The sequence below is a fragment of the Actinospineispora eucalypti genome (assembly GCF_039543365.1).
In the GTDB taxonomy this organism is placed as follows: domain Bacteria; phylum Actinomycetota; class Actinomycetes; order Mycobacteriales; family Pseudonocardiaceae; genus Pseudonocardia; species Pseudonocardia eucalypti.
In genome coordinates this window covers 1-23,266 of the sequence record NZ_BAABJP010000021.1, presented here as the reverse complement: position 1 = coordinate 23,266, position 23,266 = coordinate 1, and the positions used below count along the sequence as shown (strand labels likewise).

32 protein-coding genes and 1 pseudogene are annotated in these 23,266 nt (G+C 69.6%); 19 read left to right on the top strand and 14 right to left on the bottom strand.

Going from position 1 to position 23,266, the window contains the following annotated elements; genetic code table 11:
* The first annotated feature begins 98 nt into the window (after positions 1 to 98).
* The 4 genes from ABEB12_RS21850 to ABEB12_RS21835 are packed head-to-tail and all read left to right on the top strand — an operon-like array spanning position 99 to position 4,397.
* Complete coding sequence (locus ABEB12_RS21850) at positions 99 to 533, top strand: MarR family transcriptional regulator (protein WP_185063645.1); 435 nt, start codon at positions 99 to 101, stop codon at positions 531 to 533.
* A gap of 4 nt (positions 534 to 537) precedes the next feature.
* Positions 538 to 1,779 (top strand): MFS transporter, encoded by a 1,242-nt coding sequence (locus ABEB12_RS21845; RefSeq protein WP_425572259.1) that lies wholly within the window; start codon positions 538 to 540, stop codon positions 1,777 to 1,779.
* Between the two features lie 8 nt (positions 1,780 to 1,787).
* Positions 1,788 to 3,524: a DUF3556 domain-containing protein gene (locus ABEB12_RS21840; RefSeq protein ID WP_185063644.1), complete on the top strand. Its 1,737-nt coding sequence runs from the start codon at positions 1,788 to 1,790 to the stop codon at positions 3,522 to 3,524.
* A 9-nt stretch (positions 3,525 to 3,533) separates the two neighbouring features.
* Positions 3,534 to 4,397 carry a tetrahydrofolate dehydrogenase/cyclohydrolase catalytic domain-containing protein gene (locus tag ABEB12_RS21835; RefSeq protein ID WP_185063643.1) on the top strand — a complete coding sequence of 288 codons (864 nt, stop codon included), beginning with the start codon at positions 3,534 to 3,536 and terminating at the stop codon, positions 4,395 to 4,397.
* Positions 4,398 to 4,477: 80 nt separating this feature from the next.
* Here the strand turns inward: ABEB12_RS21835 and ABEB12_RS21830 are convergent, their stop codons facing one another.
* From ABEB12_RS21830 to ABEB12_RS21805, 6 genes are all read right to left on the bottom strand, one after another.
* Complete coding sequence (locus ABEB12_RS21830) at positions 4,478 to 4,729, bottom strand: hypothetical protein (protein ID WP_185063642.1); 252 nt, start codon at positions 4,727 to 4,729, stop codon at positions 4,478 to 4,480.
* 197 nt (positions 4,730 to 4,926) lie between these two features.
* Complete coding sequence (locus tag ABEB12_RS21825; protein ID WP_185063641.1) at positions 4,927 to 5,682, bottom strand: SDR family oxidoreductase; 756 nt, start codon at positions 5,680 to 5,682, stop codon at positions 4,927 to 4,929.
* On the bottom strand, positions 5,682 to 6,188 hold the full coding sequence (locus ABEB12_RS21820) for an SRPBCC family protein (RefSeq protein ID WP_185063640.1): 507 nt from the start codon (positions 6,186 to 6,188) through the stop codon (positions 5,682 to 5,684). The genes ABEB12_RS21825 and ABEB12_RS21820 overlap by 1 nt, the downstream gene beginning before the upstream one ends.
* A gap of 3 nt (positions 6,189 to 6,191) precedes the next feature.
* Complete coding sequence (locus ABEB12_RS21815) at positions 6,192 to 6,596, bottom strand: polyhydroxyalkanoate synthesis regulator DNA-binding domain-containing protein (RefSeq protein WP_185063639.1); 405 nt, start codon at positions 6,594 to 6,596, stop codon at positions 6,192 to 6,194.
* A gap of 22 nt (positions 6,597 to 6,618) precedes the next feature.
* Positions 6,619 to 6,894, bottom strand: a complete 276-nt coding sequence (locus ABEB12_RS21810; protein WP_185063638.1) for a hypothetical protein — start codon at positions 6,892 to 6,894, stop codon at positions 6,619 to 6,621.
* 98 nt (positions 6,895 to 6,992) lie between these two features.
* Positions 6,993 to 8,168, bottom strand: coding sequence for a protein kinase domain-containing protein (locus ABEB12_RS21805; protein ID WP_185063637.1), 1,176 nt, complete (start codon positions 8,166 to 8,168; stop codon positions 6,993 to 6,995).
* 615 nt (positions 8,169 to 8,783) lie between these two features.
* Between ABEB12_RS21805 and ABEB12_RS21800 the strand changes: the two genes are divergently transcribed.
* Both ABEB12_RS21800 and ABEB12_RS21795 read left to right on the top strand, forming a co-directional pair.
* A complete protein-coding gene (locus ABEB12_RS21800) occupies positions 8,784 to 10,007 on the top strand; it encodes a C40 family peptidase (protein WP_345703028.1) in 1,224 nt (407 codons plus the stop codon).
* Between the two features lie 66 nt (positions 10,008 to 10,073).
* Positions 10,074 to 10,439, top strand: a complete 366-nt coding sequence (locus tag ABEB12_RS21795; protein WP_185063636.1) for a hypothetical protein — start codon at positions 10,074 to 10,076, stop codon at positions 10,437 to 10,439.
* Between the two features lie 37 nt (positions 10,440 to 10,476).
* Here ABEB12_RS21795 and ABEB12_RS21790 read toward each other — a convergent pair whose 3' ends face one another.
* Entirely contained in the window at positions 10,477 to 10,722 is a 246-nt protein-coding gene (locus ABEB12_RS21790; protein WP_185063635.1) for a hypothetical protein, read from the bottom strand.
* Positions 10,723 to 10,958: 236 nt separating this feature from the next.
* Here ABEB12_RS21790 and ABEB12_RS21785 point away from each other — a divergent pair, with 236 nt between their 5' ends.
* From ABEB12_RS21785 to ABEB12_RS21775, 3 genes are read left to right on the top strand one after another with little or no spacing between them, the layout of a single operon-like run.
* Positions 10,959 to 11,651, top strand: coding sequence for a TetR family transcriptional regulator (locus ABEB12_RS21785; RefSeq protein WP_185063634.1), 693 nt, complete (start codon positions 10,959 to 10,961; stop codon positions 11,649 to 11,651).
* 10 nt (positions 11,652 to 11,661) lie between these two features.
* Positions 11,662 to 12,345 carry a class I SAM-dependent DNA methyltransferase gene (locus ABEB12_RS21780; RefSeq protein WP_345703027.1) on the top strand — a complete coding sequence of 228 codons (684 nt, stop codon included), beginning with the start codon at positions 11,662 to 11,664 and terminating at the stop codon, positions 12,343 to 12,345.
* A 13-nt stretch (positions 12,346 to 12,358) separates the two neighbouring features.
* Positions 12,359 to 13,216, top strand: a complete 858-nt coding sequence (locus ABEB12_RS21775) for a TauD/TfdA family dioxygenase (RefSeq protein ID WP_185063633.1) — start codon at positions 12,359 to 12,361, stop codon at positions 13,214 to 13,216.
* A gap of 226 nt (positions 13,217 to 13,442) precedes the next feature.
* On the opposite strand, the gene ABEB12_RS21770 is transcribed toward ABEB12_RS21775, so the two are convergent.
* Entirely contained in the window at positions 13,443 to 13,841 is a 399-nt protein-coding gene (locus ABEB12_RS21770; RefSeq protein ID WP_185063632.1) for an STAS domain-containing protein, read from the bottom strand.
* 284 nt (positions 13,842 to 14,125) lie between these two features.
* Here ABEB12_RS21770 and ABEB12_RS21765 point away from each other — a divergent pair, with 284 nt between their 5' ends.
* Complete coding sequence (locus tag ABEB12_RS21765) at positions 14,126 to 15,115, top strand: zinc-binding dehydrogenase (RefSeq protein WP_185063631.1); 990 nt, start codon at positions 14,126 to 14,128, stop codon at positions 15,113 to 15,115.
* Positions 15,116 to 15,215: 100 nt separating this feature from the next.
* On the opposite strand, the gene ABEB12_RS21760 is transcribed toward ABEB12_RS21765, so the two are convergent.
* Positions 15,216 to 15,476: a hypothetical protein gene (locus ABEB12_RS21760; protein ID WP_185063630.1), complete on the bottom strand. Its 261-nt coding sequence runs from the start codon at positions 15,474 to 15,476 to the stop codon at positions 15,216 to 15,218.
* A gap of 587 nt (positions 15,477 to 16,063) precedes the next feature.
* Between ABEB12_RS21760 and ABEB12_RS21755 the strand changes: the two genes are divergently transcribed.
* A complete protein-coding gene (locus ABEB12_RS21755; RefSeq protein WP_185063629.1) occupies positions 16,064 to 16,252 on the top strand; it encodes a hypothetical protein in 189 nt (62 codons plus the stop codon).
* Here ABEB12_RS21755 and ABEB12_RS42170 read toward each other — a convergent pair.
* Positions 16,252 to 16,350, bottom strand: a pseudogene (locus ABEB12_RS42170) (hypothetical protein); the annotation flags it as partial. The gene ABEB12_RS21755 and the pseudogene ABEB12_RS42170 overlap by 1 nt on opposite strands.
* Entirely contained in the window at positions 16,350 to 16,607 is a 258-nt protein-coding gene (locus ABEB12_RS21750; RefSeq protein WP_185063628.1) for a hypothetical protein, read from the bottom strand. The gene ABEB12_RS21750 and the pseudogene ABEB12_RS42170, both read right to left, overlap by 1 nt.
* Positions 16,608 to 17,158: 551 nt before the next feature.
* Here ABEB12_RS21750 and ABEB12_RS21745 point away from each other — a divergent pair.
* A complete protein-coding gene (locus ABEB12_RS21745) occupies positions 17,159 to 17,653 on the top strand; it encodes a hypothetical protein (RefSeq protein WP_185063627.1) in 495 nt (164 codons plus the stop codon).
* A gap of 175 nt (positions 17,654 to 17,828) precedes the next feature.
* Here ABEB12_RS21745 and ABEB12_RS21740 read toward each other — a convergent pair whose 3' ends face one another.
* From ABEB12_RS21740 to ABEB12_RS21730, 3 genes are read right to left on the bottom strand one after another with little or no spacing between them, the layout of a single operon-like run.
* Entirely contained in the window at positions 17,829 to 18,101 is a 273-nt protein-coding gene (locus ABEB12_RS21740) for a hypothetical protein (protein ID WP_345703026.1), read from the bottom strand.
* Positions 18,102 to 18,113: 12 nt separating this feature from the next.
* Positions 18,114 to 18,761 (bottom strand): 2'-5' RNA ligase family protein, encoded by a 648-nt coding sequence (locus ABEB12_RS21735; RefSeq protein WP_185063626.1) that lies wholly within the window; start codon positions 18,759 to 18,761, stop codon positions 18,114 to 18,116.
* Positions 18,761 to 19,543 carry a GntR family transcriptional regulator gene (locus ABEB12_RS21730; protein ID WP_185063625.1) on the bottom strand — a complete coding sequence of 261 codons (783 nt, stop codon included), beginning with the start codon at positions 19,541 to 19,543 and terminating at the stop codon, positions 18,761 to 18,763. Before ABEB12_RS21730 ends, ABEB12_RS21735 begins: the two co-directional genes overlap by 1 nt.
* Before the next feature lie 120 nt (positions 19,544 to 19,663).
* Here ABEB12_RS21730 and ABEB12_RS21725 point away from each other — a divergent pair, with 120 nt between their 5' ends.
* The 7 genes from ABEB12_RS21725 to ABEB12_RS21695 all read left to right on the top strand — a co-directional run bounded on the left by ABEB12_RS21725 (position 19,664) and on the right by ABEB12_RS21695 (position 23,220).
* Positions 19,664 to 20,074 carry a hypothetical protein gene (locus ABEB12_RS21725; protein WP_345703025.1) on the top strand — a complete coding sequence of 137 codons (411 nt, stop codon included), beginning with the start codon at positions 19,664 to 19,666 and terminating at the stop codon, positions 20,072 to 20,074.
* Positions 20,075 to 20,433: 359 nt separating this feature from the next.
* A complete protein-coding gene (locus ABEB12_RS21720; protein WP_185064739.1) occupies positions 20,434 to 20,622 on the top strand; it encodes a hypothetical protein in 189 nt (62 codons plus the stop codon).
* A 3-nt stretch (positions 20,623 to 20,625) separates the two neighbouring features.
* Entirely contained in the window at positions 20,626 to 20,985 is a 360-nt protein-coding gene (locus ABEB12_RS21715; RefSeq protein WP_185063624.1) for a hypothetical protein, read from the top strand.
* The gene (locus ABEB12_RS21710) at positions 20,985 to 21,284 is read left to right on the top strand and encodes a hypothetical protein (protein WP_345702990.1); all 300 of its coding nucleotides are present in this window, start codon (positions 20,985 to 20,987) and stop codon (positions 21,282 to 21,284) included. Before ABEB12_RS21715 ends, ABEB12_RS21710 begins: the two co-directional genes overlap by 1 nt.
* Positions 21,285 to 21,309: 25 nt before the next feature.
* Positions 21,310 to 21,483, top strand: a complete 174-nt coding sequence (locus ABEB12_RS21705; protein WP_345702989.1) for a hypothetical protein — start codon at positions 21,310 to 21,312, stop codon at positions 21,481 to 21,483.
* A 115-nt stretch (positions 21,484 to 21,598) separates the two neighbouring features.
* Positions 21,599 to 23,005, top strand: a complete 1,407-nt coding sequence (locus tag ABEB12_RS21700; protein WP_185063623.1) for a cell division protein FtsK — start codon at positions 21,599 to 21,601, stop codon at positions 23,003 to 23,005.
* On the top strand, positions 23,005 to 23,220 hold the full coding sequence (locus ABEB12_RS21695; protein ID WP_185060479.1) for a hypothetical protein: 216 nt from the start codon (positions 23,005 to 23,007) through the stop codon (positions 23,218 to 23,220). Before ABEB12_RS21700 ends, ABEB12_RS21695 begins: the two co-directional genes overlap by 1 nt.
* The last annotated feature ends 46 nt before the right edge of the window (positions 23,221 to 23,266 follow it).

Sequence of the window (23,266 nt, the reverse complement as noted above, 5' to 3'; positions counted from 1 at the left end):
GGCACAATCAACCACCGGTGGGGCATAGATCGGTCTGTACCGCTACAGTCCGCTGTTCCACTACGATCAGGCAAAGTGTCCTAAGGTAGGCTAACGACATGGCGCTCGAGCAGGATGTCGGCTCGGACCTGGCCAGTCGACTGCGGCTGTCGGTGGTCCGGCTGAATCGCCGCCTGCGCTCGCAGCGCGCCGACGACTCGGCCTCACTCACCCACCTCTCCGCGCTGTACGCGCTGAAAAGCTGCGGACCGCTCACGCCGAGCGAGCTGGCCGCCACCGAACGGGTCCGCCCGCCGTCCATGACCAGGGTGATCGCGGCGCTGGAGGACCAGGGCTGGGTGTCCCGCCGGGACCACCCGACGGACGGCCGGCAGTCCATCATCGAGATCACCAGGTCCGGCGCCGAGCTGCTCGCCGCCGAGGCCAGCCTCAAGGAGCGCTGGCTGAACAAACAGCTGGCCGAGCTCACCGAGGAAGAGCGAATCACCCTGGCCAAGGCCAGCGACATCTTCGACAGGATGGCGGGCTCCTAAGCACGTGGCAAAGACCGGGATGTTCGCCTCGCTGAGGGTTCGCAACTACCGGTTTTTCGCCGCCGGCCAGGTCGTGTCGCTGATCGGCACCTGGATGCAGCGGATCGCGCAGGACTGGCTGGTGCTCGACCTCTCCGGGTCCAGCCCGGTGGCCCTGGGCATCGCGGCGGCCCTGCAGTTCGGCCCGACGCTCGGCCTCTCGCTGTGGGGCGGCGTGCTGGCCGACCGCTACGACAAGCGCAAGCTGCTGGTGGCCGTGCAGTCCGGCATGGGGCTGTGCGCGCTGGTGCTCGGCACGCTCGACGTGACCCACCTGGTCCGGCTGTGGCAGGTGTACCTGCTGTGTTTCCTGCTCGGCTGCTTCTCCGCGCTGGACGTGCCGATCCGGCAGGCGTTCGTCTCCGAGCTGGTCGGGCCGGACCAGCTGACCAACGCGGTCGGGCTGAACTCGATGACCTTCAACCTGGCGCGCATCGTCGGACCCTCGGTGGCCGGCGTGATGATCGCCGGCGTGGGTACCGGCTGGGTGTTCCTGCTCAACGCGGCGTCCTTCGCCGCCGTGCTGACCGGGCTGCTGGTCATGGACCCGGCCCTGCTGTTCCGGTCGGAGCGGGTGGCCAGGGCGCGCGGGCAGCTGCGCGAGGGCCTGCGCTACGTGCGCGGGCAGCCCACGCTGATCTCGGTGTTGGCCCTGGTCTTCCTGGTATCCACGCTGGGCCTGAACTTCTACCTGACCCTGCCGCTCCTGGTGCGCAACGTCTTCGGCGGCGGGCCGAAGGACTACGGCGCGCTGACCACGGTGCTCGCCGTCGGCTCGCTGCTCGGCGCGGCGGTGGCCGCGCGCCGGACCGGTAAGCCCCGGCTGCGTGTGGTCTACGGCGCGGCGCTGGCGTTCGGCCTGCTCGAGATCGTCGTCGGGTTCATGCCCAACGCGCTGGCCACGGCGATCGTGCTGGCGCCCACCGGGTTGGCCGCACTGGTTTTCACCACCGCCGCCAACGCGAGCGTGCAGCTCTCCGTCTCCCCGACCATGCGCGGCCGGGTGATGGGGCTGTACATCCTGCTGTTCCTCGGCGGGACGCCGCTGGGCGCCCCGCTGCTCGGCGCGCTGGGCGAGCGGTTCGGCGGAAGGGCACCGACGATTGTCGGCGGAGTGGCTTCGGTGCTGTCGGTCCTGCTGGTGCTGTTGTTAAGGTATCTAACGACCTCGCCCCGGTCGTCACGTTCGGTTGTAGAAACCTCGTAGGGAACCGTATGGGATTCCTGGCGCCGAAACTGCCGCCCCGTTTCGACGTGCTGATGTGGTACCTCAACATGCGCGCGGAACGGCTGAAACCGCTGGTCAAGCACTGGGCGGAGTACGGCATCGGCATGCCTTGGGGCATGTATGTCCTCTACTGGGTCAAGCTCGCCGGCTATGTCGCGGGTGGTTTAGCTTTCATTCAATTGACCCCGGGAATCGGGTCGGTCACGGATATCGCCAACTGGTGGTGGCAGCCCGTAGTGCTGCAGAAGGCCGTGCTGTGGACGCTCGGGTTCGAGGTGCTCGGCCTCGGCTGCGGGTTCGGGCCGCTGACCGCGCGGTTCGTGCCGCCGGTCGGCGGGCCGCTGTACTTCGCCCGGCCCGGCACGATCCGCCAGCCCCCGTGGGGCGGCAAGCTGCCCCTGACCGGCGGCGACACGCGGACCTGGGTGGACGCACTGCTCTACGTGGGGTTGTTGTTCTCCATCGGCTACGCGCTGCTGTGCCCGGCCGACTATCAGTGCAATGGCCTGAACGGCCCGGTGCACATGCTGAACCCGCACCTGATGATCCCGATCGTAGTGCTCATCCCGCTGCTGGGGCTGCGCGACAAGACGGTCTTCCTGGCCGCCCGGCCGGAGCACTTCTGGTTCGCCACCGCGGCCATGCTGCTGCCGTTCCTGGACACCGTCGCGGTGATCAAGCTGCTCACCGTGTTCATCTGGCTGGGCGCGGCGACCTCCAAGCTGAACCGGATGTTCCCGTTCGTCATCCAGGTCATGCTGAGCAACAGCCCGGTGATGCCCCGGTTCCTCAAGCGCCGGCTGTACCGGGACTTCCCGGACGACGTACTGCCGTCCGGGTTCACCCGGCTGATCGCCTACGCCGCCGCCGCGGTCGAGTTCGGCGCGCCGCTGGTGCTGCTGCTGTCCAGCAGCTCGACCGTGACCACGATCGCCGCGCTGGTGATGATCGCCTTCCACCTGCAGATCCTGACCGCCATGCCGATCGGGGTTCCGCTGGAGTGGAACGTGTTCATGCTGTTCTCGGCGGCCTGGCTGTTCCTCGGCCACCCGGACCAGTACGTGATCACCGCCCAGCACCCGTGGTGCCTGGGCGTGTTCGGGCTGCCGGTGCTGCTCCTTATCGCCTGGGGGAACCTGCGCCCGGACCAGGTGTCGTTCCTGCTGTCGATGCGCTACTACGCCGGCAACTGGTCGACCTCGATGTGGCTGTTCGAGCGGTCCGGGATCGACAAGGTGAACCGGCACGCGACGCATTACGGCGGGTTCATCAAGAACCAGCTCAAGATCATCTATGGCGAACAGATCGCCGAGTGGCTGGCGCACAAGATCCAGACCTTCCGGCTCATGCACCACCACGGGCGAGCCCTGTTCGCGCTGCTGCCCCGGGCCAACCGGGGGCACGAGGACGCGGTGCTGGTGGAGGGCGAGGTGGTCGCCGGCTCGCTGCTCGGCTGGAACTTCGGCGACGGCCACCTGCACCGGGAGCAGCTGATCGAGTCGCTGCACCGGCGCTGCCGGTTCGAGCCGGGCGAGCTGCGGGTGGTGCTGCTGGAGGCGCGGCCGATCGACTCGGACCGCCAGTGGTACCGGCTGGTGGACGCGGCCACCGGGCAGTTCGAGCAGGGCTACGTGCTGGTCTCCGACCTGGTCAACCTGCAGCCGTGGGAGTACGCGGAGCTGCCCGTCCACGTGATCCGAGCGAGCGCCCGGCGCGCTGGCTAGTCTCTCCCCGTGTCTAACGCAAAGCTGCTCCCCGGAACACCCGTCGCGGAAAAGATCTTCGCCGATGTGACGGCGCGGGCCGCCGCGCTGCGCGCCCGGGGCATCGCGCCCAGCCTGGCCACCATCCTGGTCGGCGACGACGACGCCAGCGCGGGCTATATCCGGATCAAGCAGAAGCAGGCGACCGAACTGGGCTTCGACTCGCCGCACACCCACCTGCCGGCTTCCGCGACGCAAAGCGACCTGGAAGCCGTGGTGACCGGCTACAACGCCGACCCCGGGGTGCACGGCATGCTGGTGCAGTACCCGGTGCCGAAGCACCTGGACTACGACGCCGCGCTGCTCGCCATCGACCCGGCCAAGGACGTCGACGGCATGCACCCGCTCAACCTGGGCAAGCTGGCGGCCGGCGTGCCCGGCCCGCTGCCGTGCACCCCGGCCGGCATCGAGGAGCTGCTCGCCTTCCACGAGATCCCGGTGTCCGGGCGCGAGGTGGTCATCCTGGGCCGGGGCGCCACCCTGGGCCGCCCGCTGGCCATGCTGCTCGCCCAGAAGCGGCCCACCGCCAACGCCGCCGTCACCGTGGTGCACACCGGCGTGCCGGACTGGGACCGCTACACCCGCCGGGCGGACATCCTGGTGGCCGCCGCCGGCGTGCCCGGGATCATCCAGCCGGAGCACGTGCGGCCGGGTTCGGTGGTGGTCGGCGGCGGCGTGCGCTACTCCGGCCGCAAGCTGCTGCCGGACGTGGACGAGCGCTGCGAAGAGGTGGCCGGGGCGATCACGCCCCGGGTCGGCGGCGTCGGCCCGACCACGGTGGCGGTGCTGTTCCGCAACGCGGTCGCGGCCGCCGAGGCGGCCAACCCGGCCTGAGGGGCTATCCGGACAGCAATCGGCCCCCGCGCCATCGGGGCGACGCGGGGGCCGATTGAGTCGTGCAGGGGGTCTTCAGATTACCGGCCGAGCGAGTTCGTGAGCGAGCCCGCGCTGTCGGTCGACGGAAGCCCGTCGGTCTTCAGCTGGTCGGTCTTCGCGCCGTTGAGGACGCCGGTCAGCGGAACATCGGCCACTTCGGCCTTCTCGGTGCTGAGGCCACCCACGGGCGAGCCCGAGTCGTCGGAGTCGGCGTAGGCCACGCCGGCCACACCCAGCGAACCCAGCACGGCGACGGCCGCGCCGGCCACAAAAAGCTTGGTACGACTCATCAGAGTCATCCTTCCTCGGTTGCCCACACGTGTGCCTGCGCGCGGGAGGCGCGGGCACACATCCACGGCAGGACTAACGATCACGGATTGATGACGAAACGCGGTTGCGCTCCCATCGCCCGATTGAGTGACCCACGCCGATCAGCTACGGCATACGGGTGGTGCAGATGTGGCAAATGTGCCGCACGCTGCTCCATTCAGAGGGTGAGCCCACCGTCCACGGCGATCAGCTGACCGGTCAGGTAACCGCACTCGGGATCGGCCAGGAACTCGACGACCCGGGCCACCTCGGCCAGTTCCGCCGGCCGGCCGACCGGGATGTTGCGCATGGTCGCGGCCAGCGCCTCCTCCGGCAGGTCGGCGAGGATCTCGTCGGCCAGCAGGCCGGTGGCGACCTGGTTCACCGTCACCCCGGACCCGGCGACCTCCCGGGCCAGCTCGGCGGCCAGCGCGCCCAGCCCGCCGCGCACGGCGGCGAAGTGCCCTTGCAGGTCGTGCACCCCGGCATAGCCGAGCACGAAGACCACCCGGCCGAACCGGGCCGCCGTCATGTGCTCCAGGGCCGCCTGGGCCAGGTGGAACGCGCCGGAGAGGTGGCCGGTGATGGCCCGTTCCCACTCCCCGTCGGTGAGGCTGCGGGTGCCCCGGCGGATGGACAGCAGCCCGGCGTTGCGGAAGTTCACCTGGGCCACCAGCACGTCCAGCCGGCCCCGCTGCTCGACCAGCTCGGCGATCGTGCGCCGGCAGTCCGCCGGCTCGGTGAGCGAGCCGTGGTGCAGGGTGATCGGGTGGCCGGCCCGCTCGGCGAAGAACTCGTCCACGTCCGGGTCCGGCCGCCGGTACCCGACCCCGACCGCCGCGCCCCGGGACACCAGCCGGTCGGTGATCGCCGCGCCGAGCCCGTGCCAACCACCGGTGACGAACGCGACCCGACCGTCCAGCGTCCGCTCCATCAACCGCGCTCCTGGTTCCTCGAGTTGGCCAGCCGCCGTTCCGCCTCGGCGTGCTGGCGCGCCAGGATGGCGATCCGGTCGGTGGTGGTGTCCACGGTCTCCTCCAGCGCGCCGGTCAGCTGGCTGCGCATCCGGCGCACCAGCGGATGGGCGGACCGGATGGTGGCGGCGAAGGTCAGCTGGGTCTCCTCGGCGGCGGTGCCCTCCAGCTCGATCCGGCCGTCCACCACGATCTGCAGGCTGGGGATGTCGATGCGCGCGGCCAGCTCGCGGGGCGGCAGCGTGCGGCGCACCACCAGCGTGCCCTCCACCGGCCAGGAAACCGGGCCGAGGGTGAGCTCGGTGGCGATCCGGGCCTCGTCCGGGTTGTCGGTCACCCGGTACCGGGTGATCTGCGGCATGAACTTGAGCAGGCCGGCCGCCGTGCACATGTCGTCGTAGAGGGCGCGCAGCGGGGCCAGCACCCGCACCGTGCGGTTGTAGCTGCGTTCCAGTTCGGATGCCATGGCTCAGTCCACCTTGGTCGTGTCGTCACCCGGGGCGAGCAGGTCGTCCAGCACCTTGGACAGCGCGCGTACCTCGTCCCGCAGCTCGCGCAGCTCCTCGGCGTCCTTCCGGTCGGCGGACAGCACCCGGCTGAGCCGCTCCGGCGCGCGGATCAGCTCCTCCAGCATGTTCAGCGCCAGTCCGCCGTTGCCCCGCTCCCGGCCGAGCGCCTGGCCGAGGGTCTCGGCGGTGCGGTCCTCGCCGGTCGAATGGTCCACAACCACCACGTCGACGCCCTCGCGCACCAGGTCACGGATGTCGCCGATCGAGGTGAACCGCCGCTCGACGGTGTCGTAGAGCTTCCGGTTCGCGTAGCGCTTGATCAGTCGCGAAGCCGCTTTCGGCCCCGGACTCTCGGGTCCGTCCACTCGGCGACCCCTCCCTCTGTGGTCAGCCCCGGTCCGCCGGGCCGTTTCCGGTCGACTTGTTCCGATCGGTCAACGCGCTGACCTTCTTGCTCAGCTCCGCGATGGCGGCCCGCAACTCGTCCATCTCGGCCCGCCGGCCGGACTCCGCCTCCGCCGGCTTGTCCCGGTCGCCACGCAGGTCCCGCTCGACATTGCGGACCCGGTCGACCACCTCGTCGTCGAAGAAATCCTTGAGGTCGTCGCTGACGTTCTGCCAGAAACCGCTTACGCCGCCTCCCCGGCGACCCCGGTCAGCCACGATGCACCCCTCACGCCAGAGCTTACGCCTTGCGTAAAATTACGCCTCGCGTAACGCCGAAATCAACCAGCGAGTGACTCCGGTCACTACACTTCCGGTCAGAACAACCCGGAAAGCCAGCTGGTGAAATCGTCCCAGGCCTGCTTCATTTTATCGGTCATCCCGGACGGCACGTCTGGCTTGGGCAGGTCGGAGATGCTGGGCAGGTCCGGCAGGCTGGGCCGGCTGGCCTCGGCCGACGGGCTGGCGGTGCGCCGGCTGGTGGTGGCGCGGGTGGTCGGCGTGGCGGTGCGCGTCGCCGTGTGGGCCGCCGTCCTGGCGACGGTGGCGCTGGCCGAGGTAGACCCGGCCGACGAGTCGTCGTCGTCCCCGGTGAACAGCAGCACTCCGAGCAGGCCGAGCAGCACCAGCACCGGAAGCCCGATCGCGGCCATCTTGCCCATGCCCGGGCCGCTCGAGCCCTCCACCGGCGCGGCCGCGGCCGACGCGGCCGGCGCGCCGGACAGCATCGCGGCCGCCCGGGCGGCGCTCGGGCGGCCCCCGGGGTTCAGCTCGGTCATCGCCAGCAGGGCGTTGGCCAGCGGGGCGGCCAGGTCGTTGGGCACCACCGGAGGGTTGTGCAGCCGGGCGGCGGCGGCGGACCGTTCGTCGCCGGGGTAGGCCGGCTGGCCGGTCACCGCCTCGAGCAGCACCAGACCCAGCGCGAACACGTCCGCCGGCGGCCCGGCCGGTTCGCCGCGCACCTGCTCCGGTGCCCGGTAGGCCGACGCCGGCGGGTAACCACCCCGCCCCGCCTCGCCGGCCAGCGCGGGGACCCCGAGATCGGCCAGCCGGGGCTGCCCGTCGGTGGAGAGCACGATGTTCGTCGGCGTCACCTCGCGGTGCACCACGCCCTGTTCGTGCAGGTAGTCGAGGACCTCGGCGATCCGCGCGCCGATCCTCGAGAGCTCACCGTCGGACGGCCGGCGCTGGGTGATCACTCCGCGCAGGGTCGGCGCATCCAGGTGGTCCATGACCAGGTAGACGCGGCCGCGCTCCTGCCCGAACTGACGCACCGGCAGCAGGCCGGGGTGGCTCAGGCTGGCCAGCAGGCGGGCGCCCTCCAGGAAGTCCGCCTCGGCGCGCGGGTCGGTGGCCGGCCGGAACAGCTTGACCAGCACCGGCCGGTTGGTCTGGTAGTCCACCGCCCGGTAAAGCTCGGCCGCCTGGCCGGCACCGAGCAACTCACCGATCTGGTAGCGGCGGGCCAGCGTGACGCCGGTCAGCTCGGACACACCCCCGGCTTCGCCTCCGCCGTGGTGCGCGCCGATACCGCCGAGCCGCCTCGTCGCGTCTGGATCATCAAATCCGCCCCGCACGCGCGGAACCCTACTAACCCGCCGCTCGGCGCTCCGGCCGACCCGACGCACCCCGCCGAACGACCGACGTGTCGCTCGTCACAAAAGTCACATCAGAAACACTGGCCCCAGCGGAGTCCACGGCCAGCCGATCGCACATCGCCCCACTCGGAGCCAGGCCGTTCACCGATGGTGATGCCTCATTCGTCGGCTCACCCGTTCGAGAAAGCTTCCACGATGGATGCATCTGCTCGGTAAACGTTAATCGGCGACCGTTAACCGCATGGAGTGAACGAGCGAGTCTCGGATTAGTTACGGTCACTTTCGGCTGGTCGGCAGCAAGCCGACTGGTGCGCCTGGCCGGTCCCTTCCCGCCCACCGGCTTTCCCCCTGGCGCCCGACAGCACACCGGGGCGGGTGCGCACGGATCGTTCGCCGCCGCAGTGCCGCGCGTCGATCCCGCGTGGGCGCGGAGGTCTTTCGATGGGCGCACATCGCGCGCGGCGTGGTGTCCAAGCGACGACGCGGTTCGCCGCCTTTCCGGTTGCCGAGGTGCCGGCCAGGCCCGTTGGCGGCCCCGCGCACGCCCGGCCCGCCGAGCGGCAGCGCGCGCTGTCCGCCGTGGCCATGACCGCCGTCGGCGCCGGTGCGGCGGTCACCATGACCGGCACGCTCGCCGCCGTGCCCACCGTCCCGCCGCCTCCCACCCCCGCCGACACCGGCACCTTCGCCCAGCCGATCACCCTGGCCGCCGACCAGGCCGCGACCCCGCGAGCCGCGCAGACCGCCCCCGCACCCGCCGCGGTGGCGGCGCCGGTCGCGCCGGCCGGGCAGGCCACCCCGCTGGCCGCGCCCGCCTCGGTGATCATCGGCGATGCGCCGTCCGTGGTCCCGGCGCCGGACCTGGCCGCGCCGACCGCCGCCGTCGCCCCCACCGCGCTCCCGGTACCGGCCGCCGTGATCGCCGCCATCCCGGCCCAGGCCGCCGCGCCGGCCATCGAGGCCATCCCGGCCCCCGCGCTCGCGGCGCCGGCCGCACAACCGCTCGCCGCACCCACCGCACAACCGCTCGCCGTCCCGGCCGCTCAACCGCTCGCCGCACCCGCGCCGGCGGTACCGGTCGCCGCCGCACCGGCCCCGGTCGTGCAACCGGCCGCCCTCGCGCCGGCCGCCGCTCCCGCGGCCGCTCCCGCACCGGCTCCGGCGGCACCGGTCCAGCAGGCCAAGAACATCGCCGCGCCCGGTGCCCTCGGCGCACTGGCCACCCCCGCGCCGGCCGCTGCCGGCGGCACGGTCGCCGCCGTCGACCTGCACCAGACCGGCGCGAACGAGATCGCCGCGCTGTCCCGCTCGATCGACATCGGTCAACAGGCCGTCCAGACCGCGCAAGCCGCCGCCGCGCAGGCCGCGAAGCCGATCTTCCAGGGGAAACCGCTGCCGACGGCGGCGCTGGAGAAGGCCATGACCAAGATCGGCCGGCCGTACGTGTGGGGCGCCGTCGGGCCCGGGTCGTTCGACTGCTCCGGCCTGGTGCAGTGGGCGTACAAGCAGATCGGCAAGGACCTGCCGCGCACCTCCCGGCAGCAGTCGCAGGTCGGCACGCCGGTCTCCCGGGACCAGTTGCAGCCCGGCGACCTGGTGTTCTTCAACTCTCCGGTCAGCCACGTGGGCATCTACGTCGGCGACAACAAGATCCTGAACGCGGTGGAGACCGGCCGGCCGGTCCAGATCACCAGCATGGCCCGGCAGAAGTTCCACAACGCCCGCCGCATCTAACCCCGCACCAGATCCCCGTCCACATCCATCTGGACGGTCGAGCTTAACGGCGTTAGGTTTTTGGGTATGTCCAAGAACGCGCAGAGGATCTTGATGGCGGTCGGGTGGCTGGTCATCGCGGTGTTCACGGTGAACGCCATCGCGGTGGACGGCATCAGCCTGCTCTACCGGGGCTGGACGGACAGCGCGAGCAGCTTCCTGATCATCAATGACTTTCTGATCGAGCTGATCCTGATCGCCGTGTTCATCCACATCGACAGCCGCCGGCGGGGCCGGAACCCGTGGGGCTGGATCGTGCTGACCATGGCGCTCGGCGCGATCGGCTCGCTCGGCTACCTACTGGCCAGGAGCTTCGACGAGACCGCGCCGCCGATCTTCGGCGGCACCGCCTCGACGGCGGCCACACAAACAAAAACGCCGCCCGGAGCCTGACCAGCAGGCCCGAGCGGCGTCTCCGCTAATGCTCAGTTCACTTGCCGACGCCGCCGAGGCCCTTGGTCACGGAGCCGGCAGCGTCGGTGTTGGCGACCGAGTCGCTGCTCAGGCCGTCCAGGTTGTTGTCGGCGGTCGCGTCGGTCAGGGTGCTGACCGGGGCGTCGATGCCGGCAACGTCCACGCCCTTGTCGCTGCTGTCCGCCATGGCGACCCCGCCCAGGCCCAGCAGGCCAGCGGCCACGACCGCGGAAGAGGCGATGATCAGCTTGGTGCGGCTCATGATGCTCCGTTCGTTGTCATTTTGTTGCTTTGCCCTCCCAACGCGGAGACGGGCGTCGGAGATATGTCCGATCCGCCGAACCATCCCACCGAGTGACAAGATCCAGTAACGCCCGGCAGCTATAGCATGAAGGTAACCCTGTGTAACGAGCCGCGGGTCACACATATGACGGGTGGGTTACCTAAACCTCACGGATCTGACCTGATCAGAAGCCCTGTGCTCGTAGAATCGGTGCGGTGGACTCGACGGTGACCAACGTGGCCGACTTCCGGCGCGCGCGCAGCCCGGAACAAAAGGCGATGCGCCGCACCGCCATCCTGGCCGCCGCGCGCCGGCTGGCCCTGGCGAACGGCGTGCGCAACGTCAGCCTCGGCGACATCGCCAAGGACGTCGGGCTGACCAAGTCCAACGTGCTGCGCTACTTCGACACCCGCGAGGAGATCTACCTCCACCTGGCCACCACCGGGTACCGGGACTGGTGCGAGCGCGCGGCCGGCCGGGTGGAGCTGCCGGAGGAGGCGAGCACCGAGTGGGTGGCCGCTTCACTGGTCGACTGCCTCGCCGACGACCCGTTGTTCTGCGACCTGCTCGCCAACGCCCCGGCCAGCCTGGAGCACAACGTCTCCCGGGACAGCGCGATGCGGTTCAAGTACACGCTGCTGGAGGCGGTGGACGACCTCGCCACCTCGCTGGCCCAGCAGTGCCCCGGGCTGAGCTTCGAGCAGGGGCAACGGGTGGTCACCGGCACGATGGTGCTGGCCTCCGGGCTGTGGCCATGGGCCAACCCGCCCACCTTGTTGAAGGCGCTCTACCTGGAGGAGGAAGAGCTGGCCCGGCGCTGCCGGATCGACTTCCGCACCGAGCTGCGCCGGCTCACCGAGTCGCTGGTCGCCGGCATCCGCGCGGAAACTGTCGTACCTGGAAGTTAGCGTCCGGCGGGTGACCACCGAGCTGGACTTCCTGACCGCCACCCGCGACTCCTACGACGCCGTGGCCGGCGACTACGTCGCGTTCGCCGCCGACGAGCTCGGGCAGATGCCCCTGGAACGCGGCATGCTCGCGGCGTTCGCCGAGCTGGTCGGCGAGGCCGGGCCGGTGGCCGACATCGGCTGCGGCACCGGCCGGGTCACCGGGCACCTGCGCTCGCTCGGGTTGGACGTCTTCGGGGTCGACCTCTCCCCCGGCATGCTGGCCGAGGCCCGGCGGGCGCACCCCGAGGCGCGGTTCCAGGAGGGCTCGATGCTGGCCCTGGACATCCCGGACGGCTCGCTGGCCGGCCTGCTGGCCTGGTACTCCACCATCCACCTGCCGGACGAAGAACTGCCGAAGGCGTTCGCCGAGTTCGCCCGGGTGCTAGCCCCCGGCGGCTGGGCGCTGCTGGCGTTCCAGATAGGCGACGAACCACTGCGCCTGACCGAGGCGTTGGGGCATGCGGTGGTGCTGGACTTCCACCGCCGCCGGCCCGAAGCGGTGGCGAAGCTGCTCGGCGCGGCGGGCCTTCCGGTCCACGGGCGGCTGGTGCGGGAACCCAAGCTGGTGCGGTTGGGCGGCGAGGAGCGGATGGAGCGGACCCCGTCGGCGTACCTGCTGGCCACCCGGTCGGACGGGTCGGAGGAGAGGTGACAGGATCGCCCGCATGCTGACGCGGGTGGAAGCGCGACCGGGCTGGGTGGACGCACCCGGCGAGCTGGCCGAGGAGATCCGGCGGGCGTTCGAGGCGGGGGCCTGCGCGGTGTCCGTGCCCCGGCTCGGCCTGGCCGACGCCGACCTGGAGAAACGGCGCGCGGCGCTGCGCGACCTGGCCCAGCTGGTCGGTGCCGGCCCGTCCGAGACGGTCGAGGTGCGCGACGTCGGCAACCAGGCGGTCGGCACCGTCCCGGCGAAGCCGGCCGAAACCCCGGCACCGACCGAGGTCCCAGCACCGGCCGAGGGCACGCCGGCGGCCGGCGCGACCGGTGGTGACGGCCCGGATCTGGAGGCCGAGCACCACACCGACTCCGCGCTGGTGCCGATGCCCGAGCACTACTTCATGTTGTACGCGGTGCGCGCGCCGCGCTGCGGCGGCGGGGAACGGTTCCTGCGCGACGGCCGGGTCCTGCGGGACCGGCTGGCGGCGCTGCCCGGCGGGCCGGCCGCCGTGCGCGCGCTGACCGATACACCGCTGCCGATGCGAGTGCCCAAGTCGATGCGCGGGCCGGGCCACACCGACGCAAAGGGCTACTACCTCGCGCCGGTGCTCGGCGAGCGCCCGCTGTGGCGCTGGCGCCGGGACAAGATCGAGGCCGGCCTGGCCGCACGCCCCGAACACGAGAACGCCGAGGTGCGCGCGGCCATCGACCTGGTCGCCGGGCTGCTCGCCGACTCTTCGGACGACATCCGGCTACCCATCCCCGACGACGCCATGCTGCTCGTGGACAACCACGTCACGCTGCACGGCCGCACCGCATTCACCGACACCGAGCGCCTGCTGCTGCGCGCCCGATTCGGCTCCTGACCTCGTGTCTCCCGCGCACCTAACTGGGCGCGCGCTCGGCACGCGCGTTCCGCGCTGGTGTCCTGAGTCGTAAGTTCGCGGCGAGGATCCGGTGATCCAGATGGATGCATCGCAAGGCTGGTGTCCAACTCGGAGGAGCTGGTAGCGGCGCTACCAGCGACGACGACAACGCCGCAAGGCGCCATCTGGGCGCCGGAGGCCGCCGCATGACTTTCGACTCAGGACACTAGGGCTGGTCGGCGGTCTCCGGGCGGTAGGACCGCTGGTCCGGCATCTGGTGGTGATGGTGATGCCGGTCGTGCCGCCAGCCGGGGAGCGCGTGCAACGCGGCGACGGCGTCGCGCAGCTCACCTCGCAGCTGGTGGTCGGCCCCGGTGACCAGCAGGTTGCCCCCGGCCCCGTTCAGCTGGCTCTGCGCCCAGGCCAGTGTGCGGGCCAAGGTGGCGTCGTGGCCGGTGACGCCGGACAGATCCAACCGCACGTCCACCGCCCCGGCGGCTCGCCAGCCGGCCAACTCGGCCCGCAGCCGGGCAATCCCGAGCCGGTCGAGCCTCCCCGAGACACTCACCGTGGCGTAGGCCCGGATTCGTGACGACGCTACGACCCCCGGATCCGTGATGCCCATCGACATCGTTCCTTCCGCTTCAGGCTGAGAGCGTGCCCTGTGTCTACCCACCGCCCGCGCGGGAAAACCGGGCAGGCGCGTTCGGCGGAAGCGGCACCCTCGCCCCGTCGGCGTCGATACCCAGCGTCGCGGGCGAGGTTCGACGTTAGGCCGTTGCAGCGACAACCGTTACCGCCAAATGGACTACCGCGGCTGGGGTATGGGCTCGCTCTCAGCACATTGACCTCAACGTTACTCCAGGTTGCAGGCTTGACCTCAAGACCGAGTGACCAAGGAGCGAACGGATGCGAGCGATCCAGCAACGAGAGTTCGGTGGGCCGGAGGTGCTGCGCTACACCGAGGTCCCCGACCCACAGGCCGGACCGGGCCAGGTGCGGATCTGGGTTCGCGCGGCCGGCGTGCATCTGGTGGACACCACGATCCGCGCCGGCACCGGCGCCGGGCCGTTCGCGCCGCCCGAGTTGCCCATGGTCCCCGGCCGCGAGGTGGCCGGCGTGGTCGACCAGATCGGCGAGGGCGTGCCGGGCGGCTGGTTGGGGCAGCGCGTGGTGGCCCACCTCGGCCCGGCCAGCGGCGGATACGCCGAGCTCGCGGTGCGTGACGTCGCGGCGGTGCACAAGCTGCCCGAGGTGGAAGGCCCCAGCGACGCCGAAGCGGTGGCCATGATCGGCACCGGTCGGACCACGATGGGCATCCTGCACGCGGCGGGGATCAGCAAGGACGACGTCATGCTGGTCACCGCGGCGGCGGGCGGGATCGGCGGCCTGCTGGTGCAAGCCGGCCGGAACGCCGGGGCCACGGTGGTCGCGCTGGCCGGCGGGCCGGACAAGGTGGCGGTCGCGCGCGAGCTGGGCGCGGACATCGCGGTGGACTACTGGCAAGCCGGCTGGCCCGACCAGGTGCGCGAAGCGCTGGCCGGGCGGGAGGTGAGCCTGGTGCTGGACGGGGTGGCCGGCGAACCGGGAGCCGCCGCGTTGCGCCTGCTCGACACCGGCGGCCGCCTGGTCATGTTCGGCTGGTCCTCCGGGGCCGGGGCGCCGATTCCGGTCACCGTGGATGACATCGTCGCCCGGGGTCTCACCGTCACCTGGGCCATCGGCCCGGGAATGCTGCGCCGGCACAATCTGCGCGAGCTGGAGGAAGAGGCACTCACGGCGGTAACAACCGGTCGCCTGCGACCCAGAGTGCAATGCTTCCCGCTGGCCGACGCGGCCGACGCACATCGTGCGCTGGAAACGCGCGCGACCAGCGGGAAAGTAGTGCTGGAGCCCTAGTCCGAAATTTTCACCGGCGGGAGCCTAACTAATTTAAAGAACAGGGCAGTGCCCCGGTGGCGACTCCCCCAGCCACCGGGGCACCGAGCGTCAATCGACCTCAGAGGTTGTTGTTGTTGCCAACGCTCGGGCAGATGCCAGGAACCTTGTCGACCTGACCCTGGATCACACCGCCGGACAGGCGGTTGACGTCGACGTTCCCACCAACCAGCTGGTGGCCCTTGTTGGACTGCTTGTGCACCTCGGACGAGTTGCAGTGGGTGTTTGCCGTGTCGTCACTGTCGCTCGCGTAAGCGGCGCCGGCGAGACCGGCCATCGCAACGGCGGTGATGGAGCCGGCGATAATGGCCTTCTTCAGCATGCGTGTATTCCCTTTCGATTGACGCTCGACCGGCCCCCCTCGATGGCGCCGGAGTCCTTTCACTGTCAACCAACGCACATCACGATCACTCGTGACGTCGCGATTCGGGGATTAATCCGGGCGAGTGAGGCGGCAACTAGGCCGCCGAAGCTCCCCAAAAGTGATCGCTGTCTGTAACCAATACCATATAGAGAAAGCAATTAAGGCACCCACGGCGCGGCCGTCCAGGCATAACGACCCCGCGGTCGGCAATAGAGTGTTATCTTTACCGGCCGACGATCTCATTCGTCACACACGCCTCAATCGTTACAACGCGTCGCCGAGCCACTGCAAAGCGTGACCGAGCGCCCGTCCGATCACCCGGCGTCGACCGATCATCCGCCGGGTCCCACAGACGTGTGGCGCCGTCACCCGCCGGCGAACCTCGAATTGAGTGATACTTGCGACCTCAACGTCATGTCGCCCTGGCCACGGCGGCCGACACCTGGTAGGGGCCCGGCGGCCGATTCGCGGAGCTCGCGCGCCGGAGGCAGTCGCACCGAGCCCTGGGAACTGACCTATCCGCGGTACCTGGTCATGCTCACGCTGTGGGGGAGCACGAGACGCTCACCGTCGGCCAGCTGGCCCAGTTCCCGCGGCTCGACTCGGGGACGCTGTTCCCGCTGCTCAAGCGGTTACAGGCGCAAGGCTGGTACGCCGCACCCGGCGCGCGACCGACGAAGATCGCGAACACCATCTCCAGGGCTGACCCGTATTCCATCAGCGCGGGTCGATAGTCACCCAGATCGCCGTACTGGTCGACGTACAGCGCGCCGTCGGCAACAGCGAACGCGAAGTCCCGCACCGCACCGCGCGCGCTCTCCGAGAGGCGCATCACGAGGTCATCCGGCGTCGGATGCGGCCGGAGGCGCGAGCGCGGCGACGGCCTGAGCGTCCGGGGAGCACCCGCGCCTCTACGATGCGGCCCCAGGACATGCGCACGAAGGAAGTCCCCCTGTAGGCCAGCTTGTCGCCGTCCAGCACGCGGTAGCGGATCGCCGCACGCATCGCCCAGGGCGGGCCGTCGACCAACACGTCCAACGCCTCGAATCCCGCACGGACGTACCGGCGCATCAACCAGTGGTAAGGCACGCCGCAAGCATCCCGCCACAGCGTCGAATCGCCTAGCGAACGGTGGGCCCCCGGGGGATCGAACCCCGAACCCGCGGATTCGTCGTCCGCTGGTTTCGTAGGCTGCCCTTAGTTGTCGTTACCCGCCGTACGCTGCACGAACCGGGAACGACGATGGGTGTCGCTCGTGCTCATCTGGCGTCAGTTGGTGTTGTTTAGTGGGGGTAAGTGCGGGGTTTGATCTTGTTCCCACAAGTGCCGGCTGAGGTGCCATCCCGTCGACCTGGCATCGCCCGACCAGGCCGCGCAGCGGGGGCAACATTCCCTCGTACCGGCGGCCAATTATGCCAGGCTTGCCCCCGCTGCGCGGTCTGGTAGCCCTCTGGGAGGTCGACGGGATGGCACCGGACGCGCCCACCACGAGCCCGCCGGCCGCGCTTCCCTCCCCTGCCATCCCGGAGACCTGCCCGCCCGGCGAGGGCATCGGTGTAGTTTCTGGATCCTGCTGAGCGCGTGAGATCGCTGTACGCCCCACGCCACGCCGCTGGTACTCCCCCGTCTTGCGAGGTTCAATGTTGGCCCAACTCGCTGCCTTCCTCACCCCGACCGGCGTAGCCGGGATCCTCGGGGCCTTCACCGGCGCGATCGGCGGTGTTCTTGGCGCGTTGTTGACCGGCGCCATGACGAACAGTCGGGAACGGCGCAGTCGGCTGTTCGCCGAACAACGCGTGACGTACGTCGCCTACTTGGCCGCAGTCCGTGACCTCGAACAACGCGCGATCCACGAGAGCGGGTCAGACGATCTTGACAACACGCCGATCGGCCAGTTGGAGATCATTGCATCGGCGGAGGTCCGGAAACGCCACCGTGAGGTGCTCGCAGCTGTCCGAGCGCTGGTTACCGCGCGCGCACAACTCATTGAGCGGCTCACGGACGAAGATCGAGCAAGGGCCGAACAGGGCGAGTCGATCAGCGACGCGAACTTTACGCAGGTACACAACAAGTACAAGGCCGTGATAGCCAAGCTCGAGGCGGCGATGCGGAAGGACCTGGGCAACACGAGCTGAATGGGCGGCCCCGCTGAAGGCGGCCGCGCGCCGCGCGGGGACCGGCCGGCAGGCCGCACGCCCCGTGCGAGCGCTTGCGGCTGCATAGGCACAGTGCCGCAGCGGCGCCAACGGCGCCGCCTTGAAGAAGAAGAGAAACTCTGAACGCGCGGGTGCAGCGTTCGTCGCGTCGGACCTACGAGGGGTCGCCGGGGATGTTGGCGTCCGGCAGGATCGCGTCGGTCTTGCGTATCTGGGTGATGCGTCCTTTGCTCAGGCCAAGGGCGGTAGCGATCTCGGTGTAGCTCATCCCCCGGTCGCGGTGGGCCTCTTCGATGGCGAGCCGCCGGATGCGGGCAAGCTCGGTTGCCTGTTGCTGGTACTGCGCGAGCAGGATGGAGGCCCGTTGGCCCCTGCGGATCGGGTCGGGGTCCCGCCGCAGATCGTCAAAGTTGTCTAGGTGTTCCATTGGAGTGCGCGCTCAGTCGTTGAGCGGGGCGACGGCGGCAGTGGTCCAGCGGTAGAGCCAGTGGGGAGCGAGGAGTCGTTCCTGGCGGATAAGGCTCACTGCGTTCACGTGGGTGGTCGTAACGGGCTGTCGCACGGAATCGAGTGCCTGGGCGTAGGGCTCGGCGTCGTGGTCGGCGCTGCTGTAGGCGACGCTGACATGGGGTCGGAATCCGTTGGCCTGCTCGGGTCCGGTGTGCACCGCACCCTCTCCGGTCACCTCGGCGATGGCCTGGCGGATGGTTCGCCAAACTTCCTGCAACGGCTCGGCCGGCCGGGGAGCCATGGCGATGGCTTCGCCCCGTATGTCGGGCCGGCCGAAGCTGAGGTCAAAGGGCGGCACGCGTTGGAGAGCCTCCGCAACGGCAATGCCGCTTCGGTCCAGGAGATCGGCGCCCACTTCGTCGGTGTATCCGAGACCTTGGACCGTGAGGTGTAGCCAGCGGGGCGGGATGAGCTGTAGATCTGGGAGCGTGAGGGCGGCCTGGTAGGCGCGAACGTGCTCGTGCAGCTCGGTCGCGTGTTCGAACGTGATGTGCCAGGTGTACATGATCCGGCCGGGATGCCAGCCTGGGCGGGACCACCAGTGGTTCTTGAGGCGAGGCGCGTCGTTCGCCGTCATCAGACCTCCGAGGGGGCGCCGGGGACCTCGGCGTCCGGAGTGATCGGGTAGTCGTCGAGGATGACGATCCGGTCGGAGGGCCATACCGACTCGGAGACCTCCAGGACACGGCCGTCCGCACCTTCGGCTACGTGCAGGACGTGAATGACGGTGGCGCCGGGCACGAGGTCCAGCACATCGGCCTCGTACGCCGAGGGCATGCGCACTTCCCAGCGGTCGCGCGCGTACGCGTAGGTGGTGCCGCTGAGGTCTTCGACGCAGAGGAACAGCGCCTTGGGCACGACGGTGGGCTCTTCGAGGAACGTCCCGCCGGCGATGTCGGTCGGGATGTAGCTCGCGCCGACCTCTTCGGCCTGGCCGGATTCGGCGTCGCGGAGCACGCGGCGGCGGACAACCATCTCGGCGGGCGCGTCTGCGATGGCTTCGGCCACGTGGCTTGGAGTGGCTTCCCGTCCGGCTGCGGCGATCTCGTGTCGAAGATGAGACGTCAGGAGCTTGCCGTCAGCCCGTGCGCGTCCGTAGCGGTGGCGAGAGCGCCGCTGGAGCTTGCGGGTCTCCTTGACGAAGGTCCCCTTGCCCTGGCGCGACTCAATCAGCCCCTCGGCGCGCAGGACAGACAGTGCCTGGCGAATCGTCGGCAGGCTGACGCCGAAGCGTTCTACCAGGTCGGTTTCGGCCGGCATACGCTCGCCGGGCTTGTACTGACCAGCGGCGATCTCGCGCCGTAGCTGCTCGGCGATGCGCTGGTACTTCGGTGCGCGGGCACCGAGGTCGATGGTCATGGACTGCTTCCTGATCTCTCGTCTACTGCTGTCATCGCCTCCTCACCCTACTCCTCATGAGGACCTGTTGACAGGTCTCCGAGAGGCGTGTTACGTTGGTTGAGTCCTAATGAGGACCTGTTGACCAAAGGAGAGGAGGAGCGACCGATGCGAGACATCCCAGTGGCGCTGAACGGGTTCCGGCTGACTGTGGTGGAGGCGCCGGAGGTGAAGCAGAAGCGTGATGGTTCGGGTCCGGTGACGGATCGGAACGGGGCGACTCAGTTTGTGGTGTCGCTGTTTGTGAAGCAGCGGCCGGTGGCGGGGCAGCGGACTCCGAAGGGTGAGGAGATCCGGGTGACGCTGGCGTCGGACCCTGGTGAGGGTTTCGGCGAGGGTGAGTGGGTCGAGCTGATCGACGCGCGGGTGAATGCGTGGGAGATGCGCGATGAGGAGACCGGTCGGGTGTCGTCTGGTCTGGCGTTCAAGGCGCTGGGCATGAAGTTGACCGGTACCGAGCCGATGGCGGTTTCGGCGGCCTCGGAGAAGTAAGCGGCGATACGGGGCGCGGCTGAGCGTTTGGCCGGTCGTGTTCCGGAGTGGTTGATCGATAGTTCTTTGACAATTCCACAGTGGATACCCCCATGCCAAAAACCGGCGCAATTCGTGCGCGCCGGAATGACAGAAACGTGTCGAGAAACGAGTGGACGGGAGGTGCGCATGGAGTGCGGAACGTGCGCGGGGACGGGCGATTGCCTGGCCTGCGAGGAAGACGAGTTCTGTGACATCTGCCGTGACGGCGGGGAATGCCCGGAGTGCGGCGGTACCGGCGACGAATAGGAGGTTCACATATGAGCGCAACGAGTACGGCACGGCGGACGGAAACCAATACAAGTGGGAGCGGAAACGACATGAATAACGGTACGGAGGTCAGGGCGCCGAAGCAGCGGGGTGTGGGGCGGCTGGTGCGCCGGCTGGAGCGGGAGCGGCGGCAGTGGGCGCGGTCGGGGGAGCGGGAGGTCCCGACTGAGCAGGCGTGGCGGGCCGGGGTGGCTGAGGGCATCCGGCTGGCTCAGGTCGCGATCCGGAAGGGCGTGTGACCCATGACGACCAAGACGGGACAGACGCGGGTGCGTCCGGAGTGCACACCGGAACGGGTCGAGGCGGCGGTGGACGCGCTGTATCTGGAGGCCAAGAGCCGGCCTCAGCTTGGGAAGACTCCGAGCTGGGGGGAGCTGGTAGAGGCGGCGCGTTGGCGGATGGACTGGTATGAGCGGCTGCGGGTGCAGTGGGGCCGGCTCGGTGAGTGGGCGCTGCTGACGGGTCAGCCGCACGTGGTGTGGCGGGCCATCCTCGACGCCGAGTGGTTGGCGTCGAACAGGGTGCTGGAAGCCGAGGCCGATGTGGTCCAGCGGCAGCGCGCGGCGGCGGCGAAGGCTGCCAGGGCCGGGGCGGTGGCGTGATGGCGACCGCGTTGTCGACGGTGGCGGCGGCGAAGATGAATTTGCGGCCGGTGAACCAGCGCGCTTTGCGGAAGTATCAGGAGTTTTGGAAGTCGCTGGTGCTGCTGGATGTGGCGATGGGCGATATCGAGAAGCTCATCAACGAAGCCGCCGACCATAAGGCGACGGTGGCGAGTTACCGGATTCCGGATGCCGAAGAGTTGATGAAGGCGGCGAAGAAGGCCGGGCGGTCGCTGCAAATCATGGTGACCGCGTCGAAGAAGTGGGAGGCCGAACTGGTCTCCCGCGAATGGAAATAAAGGGGAGGCCGGTATGTCACGCAGGGTGGACGGCGCGCTGGAAGAACTCGACGTCGCCATGAAGCAACTCCGGAAAGCGGTACACGGCATCCCGTACCGGGCGGGTGGGTTCAAGAACACGCATCACAAGCTCGCGCTGGATATGGCGATGCTGACGGTGCTGATTGATTCGGCCCGACCCCGTTTCCCGAGAAGGTGAATGAGGGTGGGGTGGGTGCCCGCCGGTGATCTTGGCGGATACGACGGCGGGCACCCGCTCTACCTGCCTGAACCAAACCCGAAATTGCGACGAATTCTGATTGAGGTGGGTAGTGATGAGTAAGGGTAACGGATACAAGCCGGGGGGCCGGGCCACGCGCCCGACCGGCCGGGACATGAAGACCCTCGCGTGGCTGTGGCGCCACCCGCTGGTGTGGTCGGTGCCGGCCGTGCTGGTGGCCGGGTGGGCGCGCTACGGCTGGCTGCCGGTCGCCTACACCCTCGCCGGCGCGGTGGGCGTGCTGCTGGTGTGGTGGCGGGTTCATCCGCCCACGTTCGACCGGTGGGTGTTGCCGACGCTGCGGGCGTTCAAGCGGCGGTGGTGGGACTACCGGGGCGGTTTGTGGGGTGCGCTGTTGTTCGAGTGCGACCTGACCCGGGACAACCGGCTCACCGGGGAGATCCTGGTGCCTCGCCTGGAGCGGGTGCGGGCAGTCACCCCCTCGATTGATGTGCTGCGGGTCCGCATGGTCCGCGGTCAAGACCTGCGCGCCTGGACGGACCGGTCGGAGGCGCTCGCGGAGGCGTTGTGCGCGCACCGGGTCGCGGTGGCCAAAGCACGCCCGGGGCGGTTGACGGTGGTCGTCGAGCGGGAAAACCCGTTCGCCGTGCCGCTGCCGGCCCCGGAGATCCCGACTTCGGTGGATGAGGTGGACCTGTCCGCGCTGGACATCGGGGATGACGAGTTCGGCCAACCAGTCCTGGTCTCGGTCACCGGTACCTCGCACCTATTCGTGGCCGGGGCGACCGGGACGGGGAAGAGTTCCACGATCTGGGGGCCGTTGCGGCAGATGGGTCCGATGATCCGCGACGGCTTGGTGCGGGTGCGGGTGATCGACCCGAAGGGCGGCACCGAAACCGAGATCGGGAAGGAGCTGTTCTACCGGCGCGCGGTCACCACCGAGGACGCGCTGGAGTTGCTGCGGGAGGCGCGGGAGGACATGAAGGCCGCCCAGCAGCGGCTACGCGGGGACAAGATGCGCCGGGCGGTCCTCGGTCCGGATTCGCCGCAGGACCTGATCATGGTGGATGAGTTGGCGATGCTGACCGCGTTCGCCAGCCGCGGTGATCGGGGTGAGGCGATCGCGCTGCTCTCGGAGATCATGACTCAGGGTCGGAACACGCTGTTCAACGTGGCCGGCTACGTCCAGGAACCGTCCAAGGACGTTGTGGAGATCCGGGAGCTGTTCACGACCCGCATCTGCCTCGGCGTCACGGCCGCCAGCCACGTGGACATGGCCCTGGGTGATGGGGCGCGGGACCGGGGCGCGCTGGCCGATGAGATCCCGCTGGATGAGGAGCACGCCGGGATCGGGTTCCGCGTGGACAAGGGTTCTCGGCTGCCGCGTCGGCTGCGGCTGGGGCACACCACCGACGAGGACATCACCGAACTGGTCAAGCGGTGTGCACCCCTGCCGCCGGCTGGGCTCGCGGTGGTCCGCAACACGGGGGAGGTGGCGTGATGTTGTCCACCACGGGATGGGTGCTCAAGACCTGGTTCAAGACCACCCTGTGGCTCGCGCTCGGGGTCGGGGCGGTGTGGCTGTTCACCGAGGACACCGGGTATCTGACCGTCGCCATCATCGCCGCTGTCCTCGCCGAGGTGTGGACGATCCGGTCACTGTGCCGGGAGTGGCTCACCGAGGCCGAGGTCTGGTGCTGGTGGTGGCCCAAATGACCCGGTAGCGGTCCGGCGGTCGCGGTGCCCCTCAACCCCAGCAGAC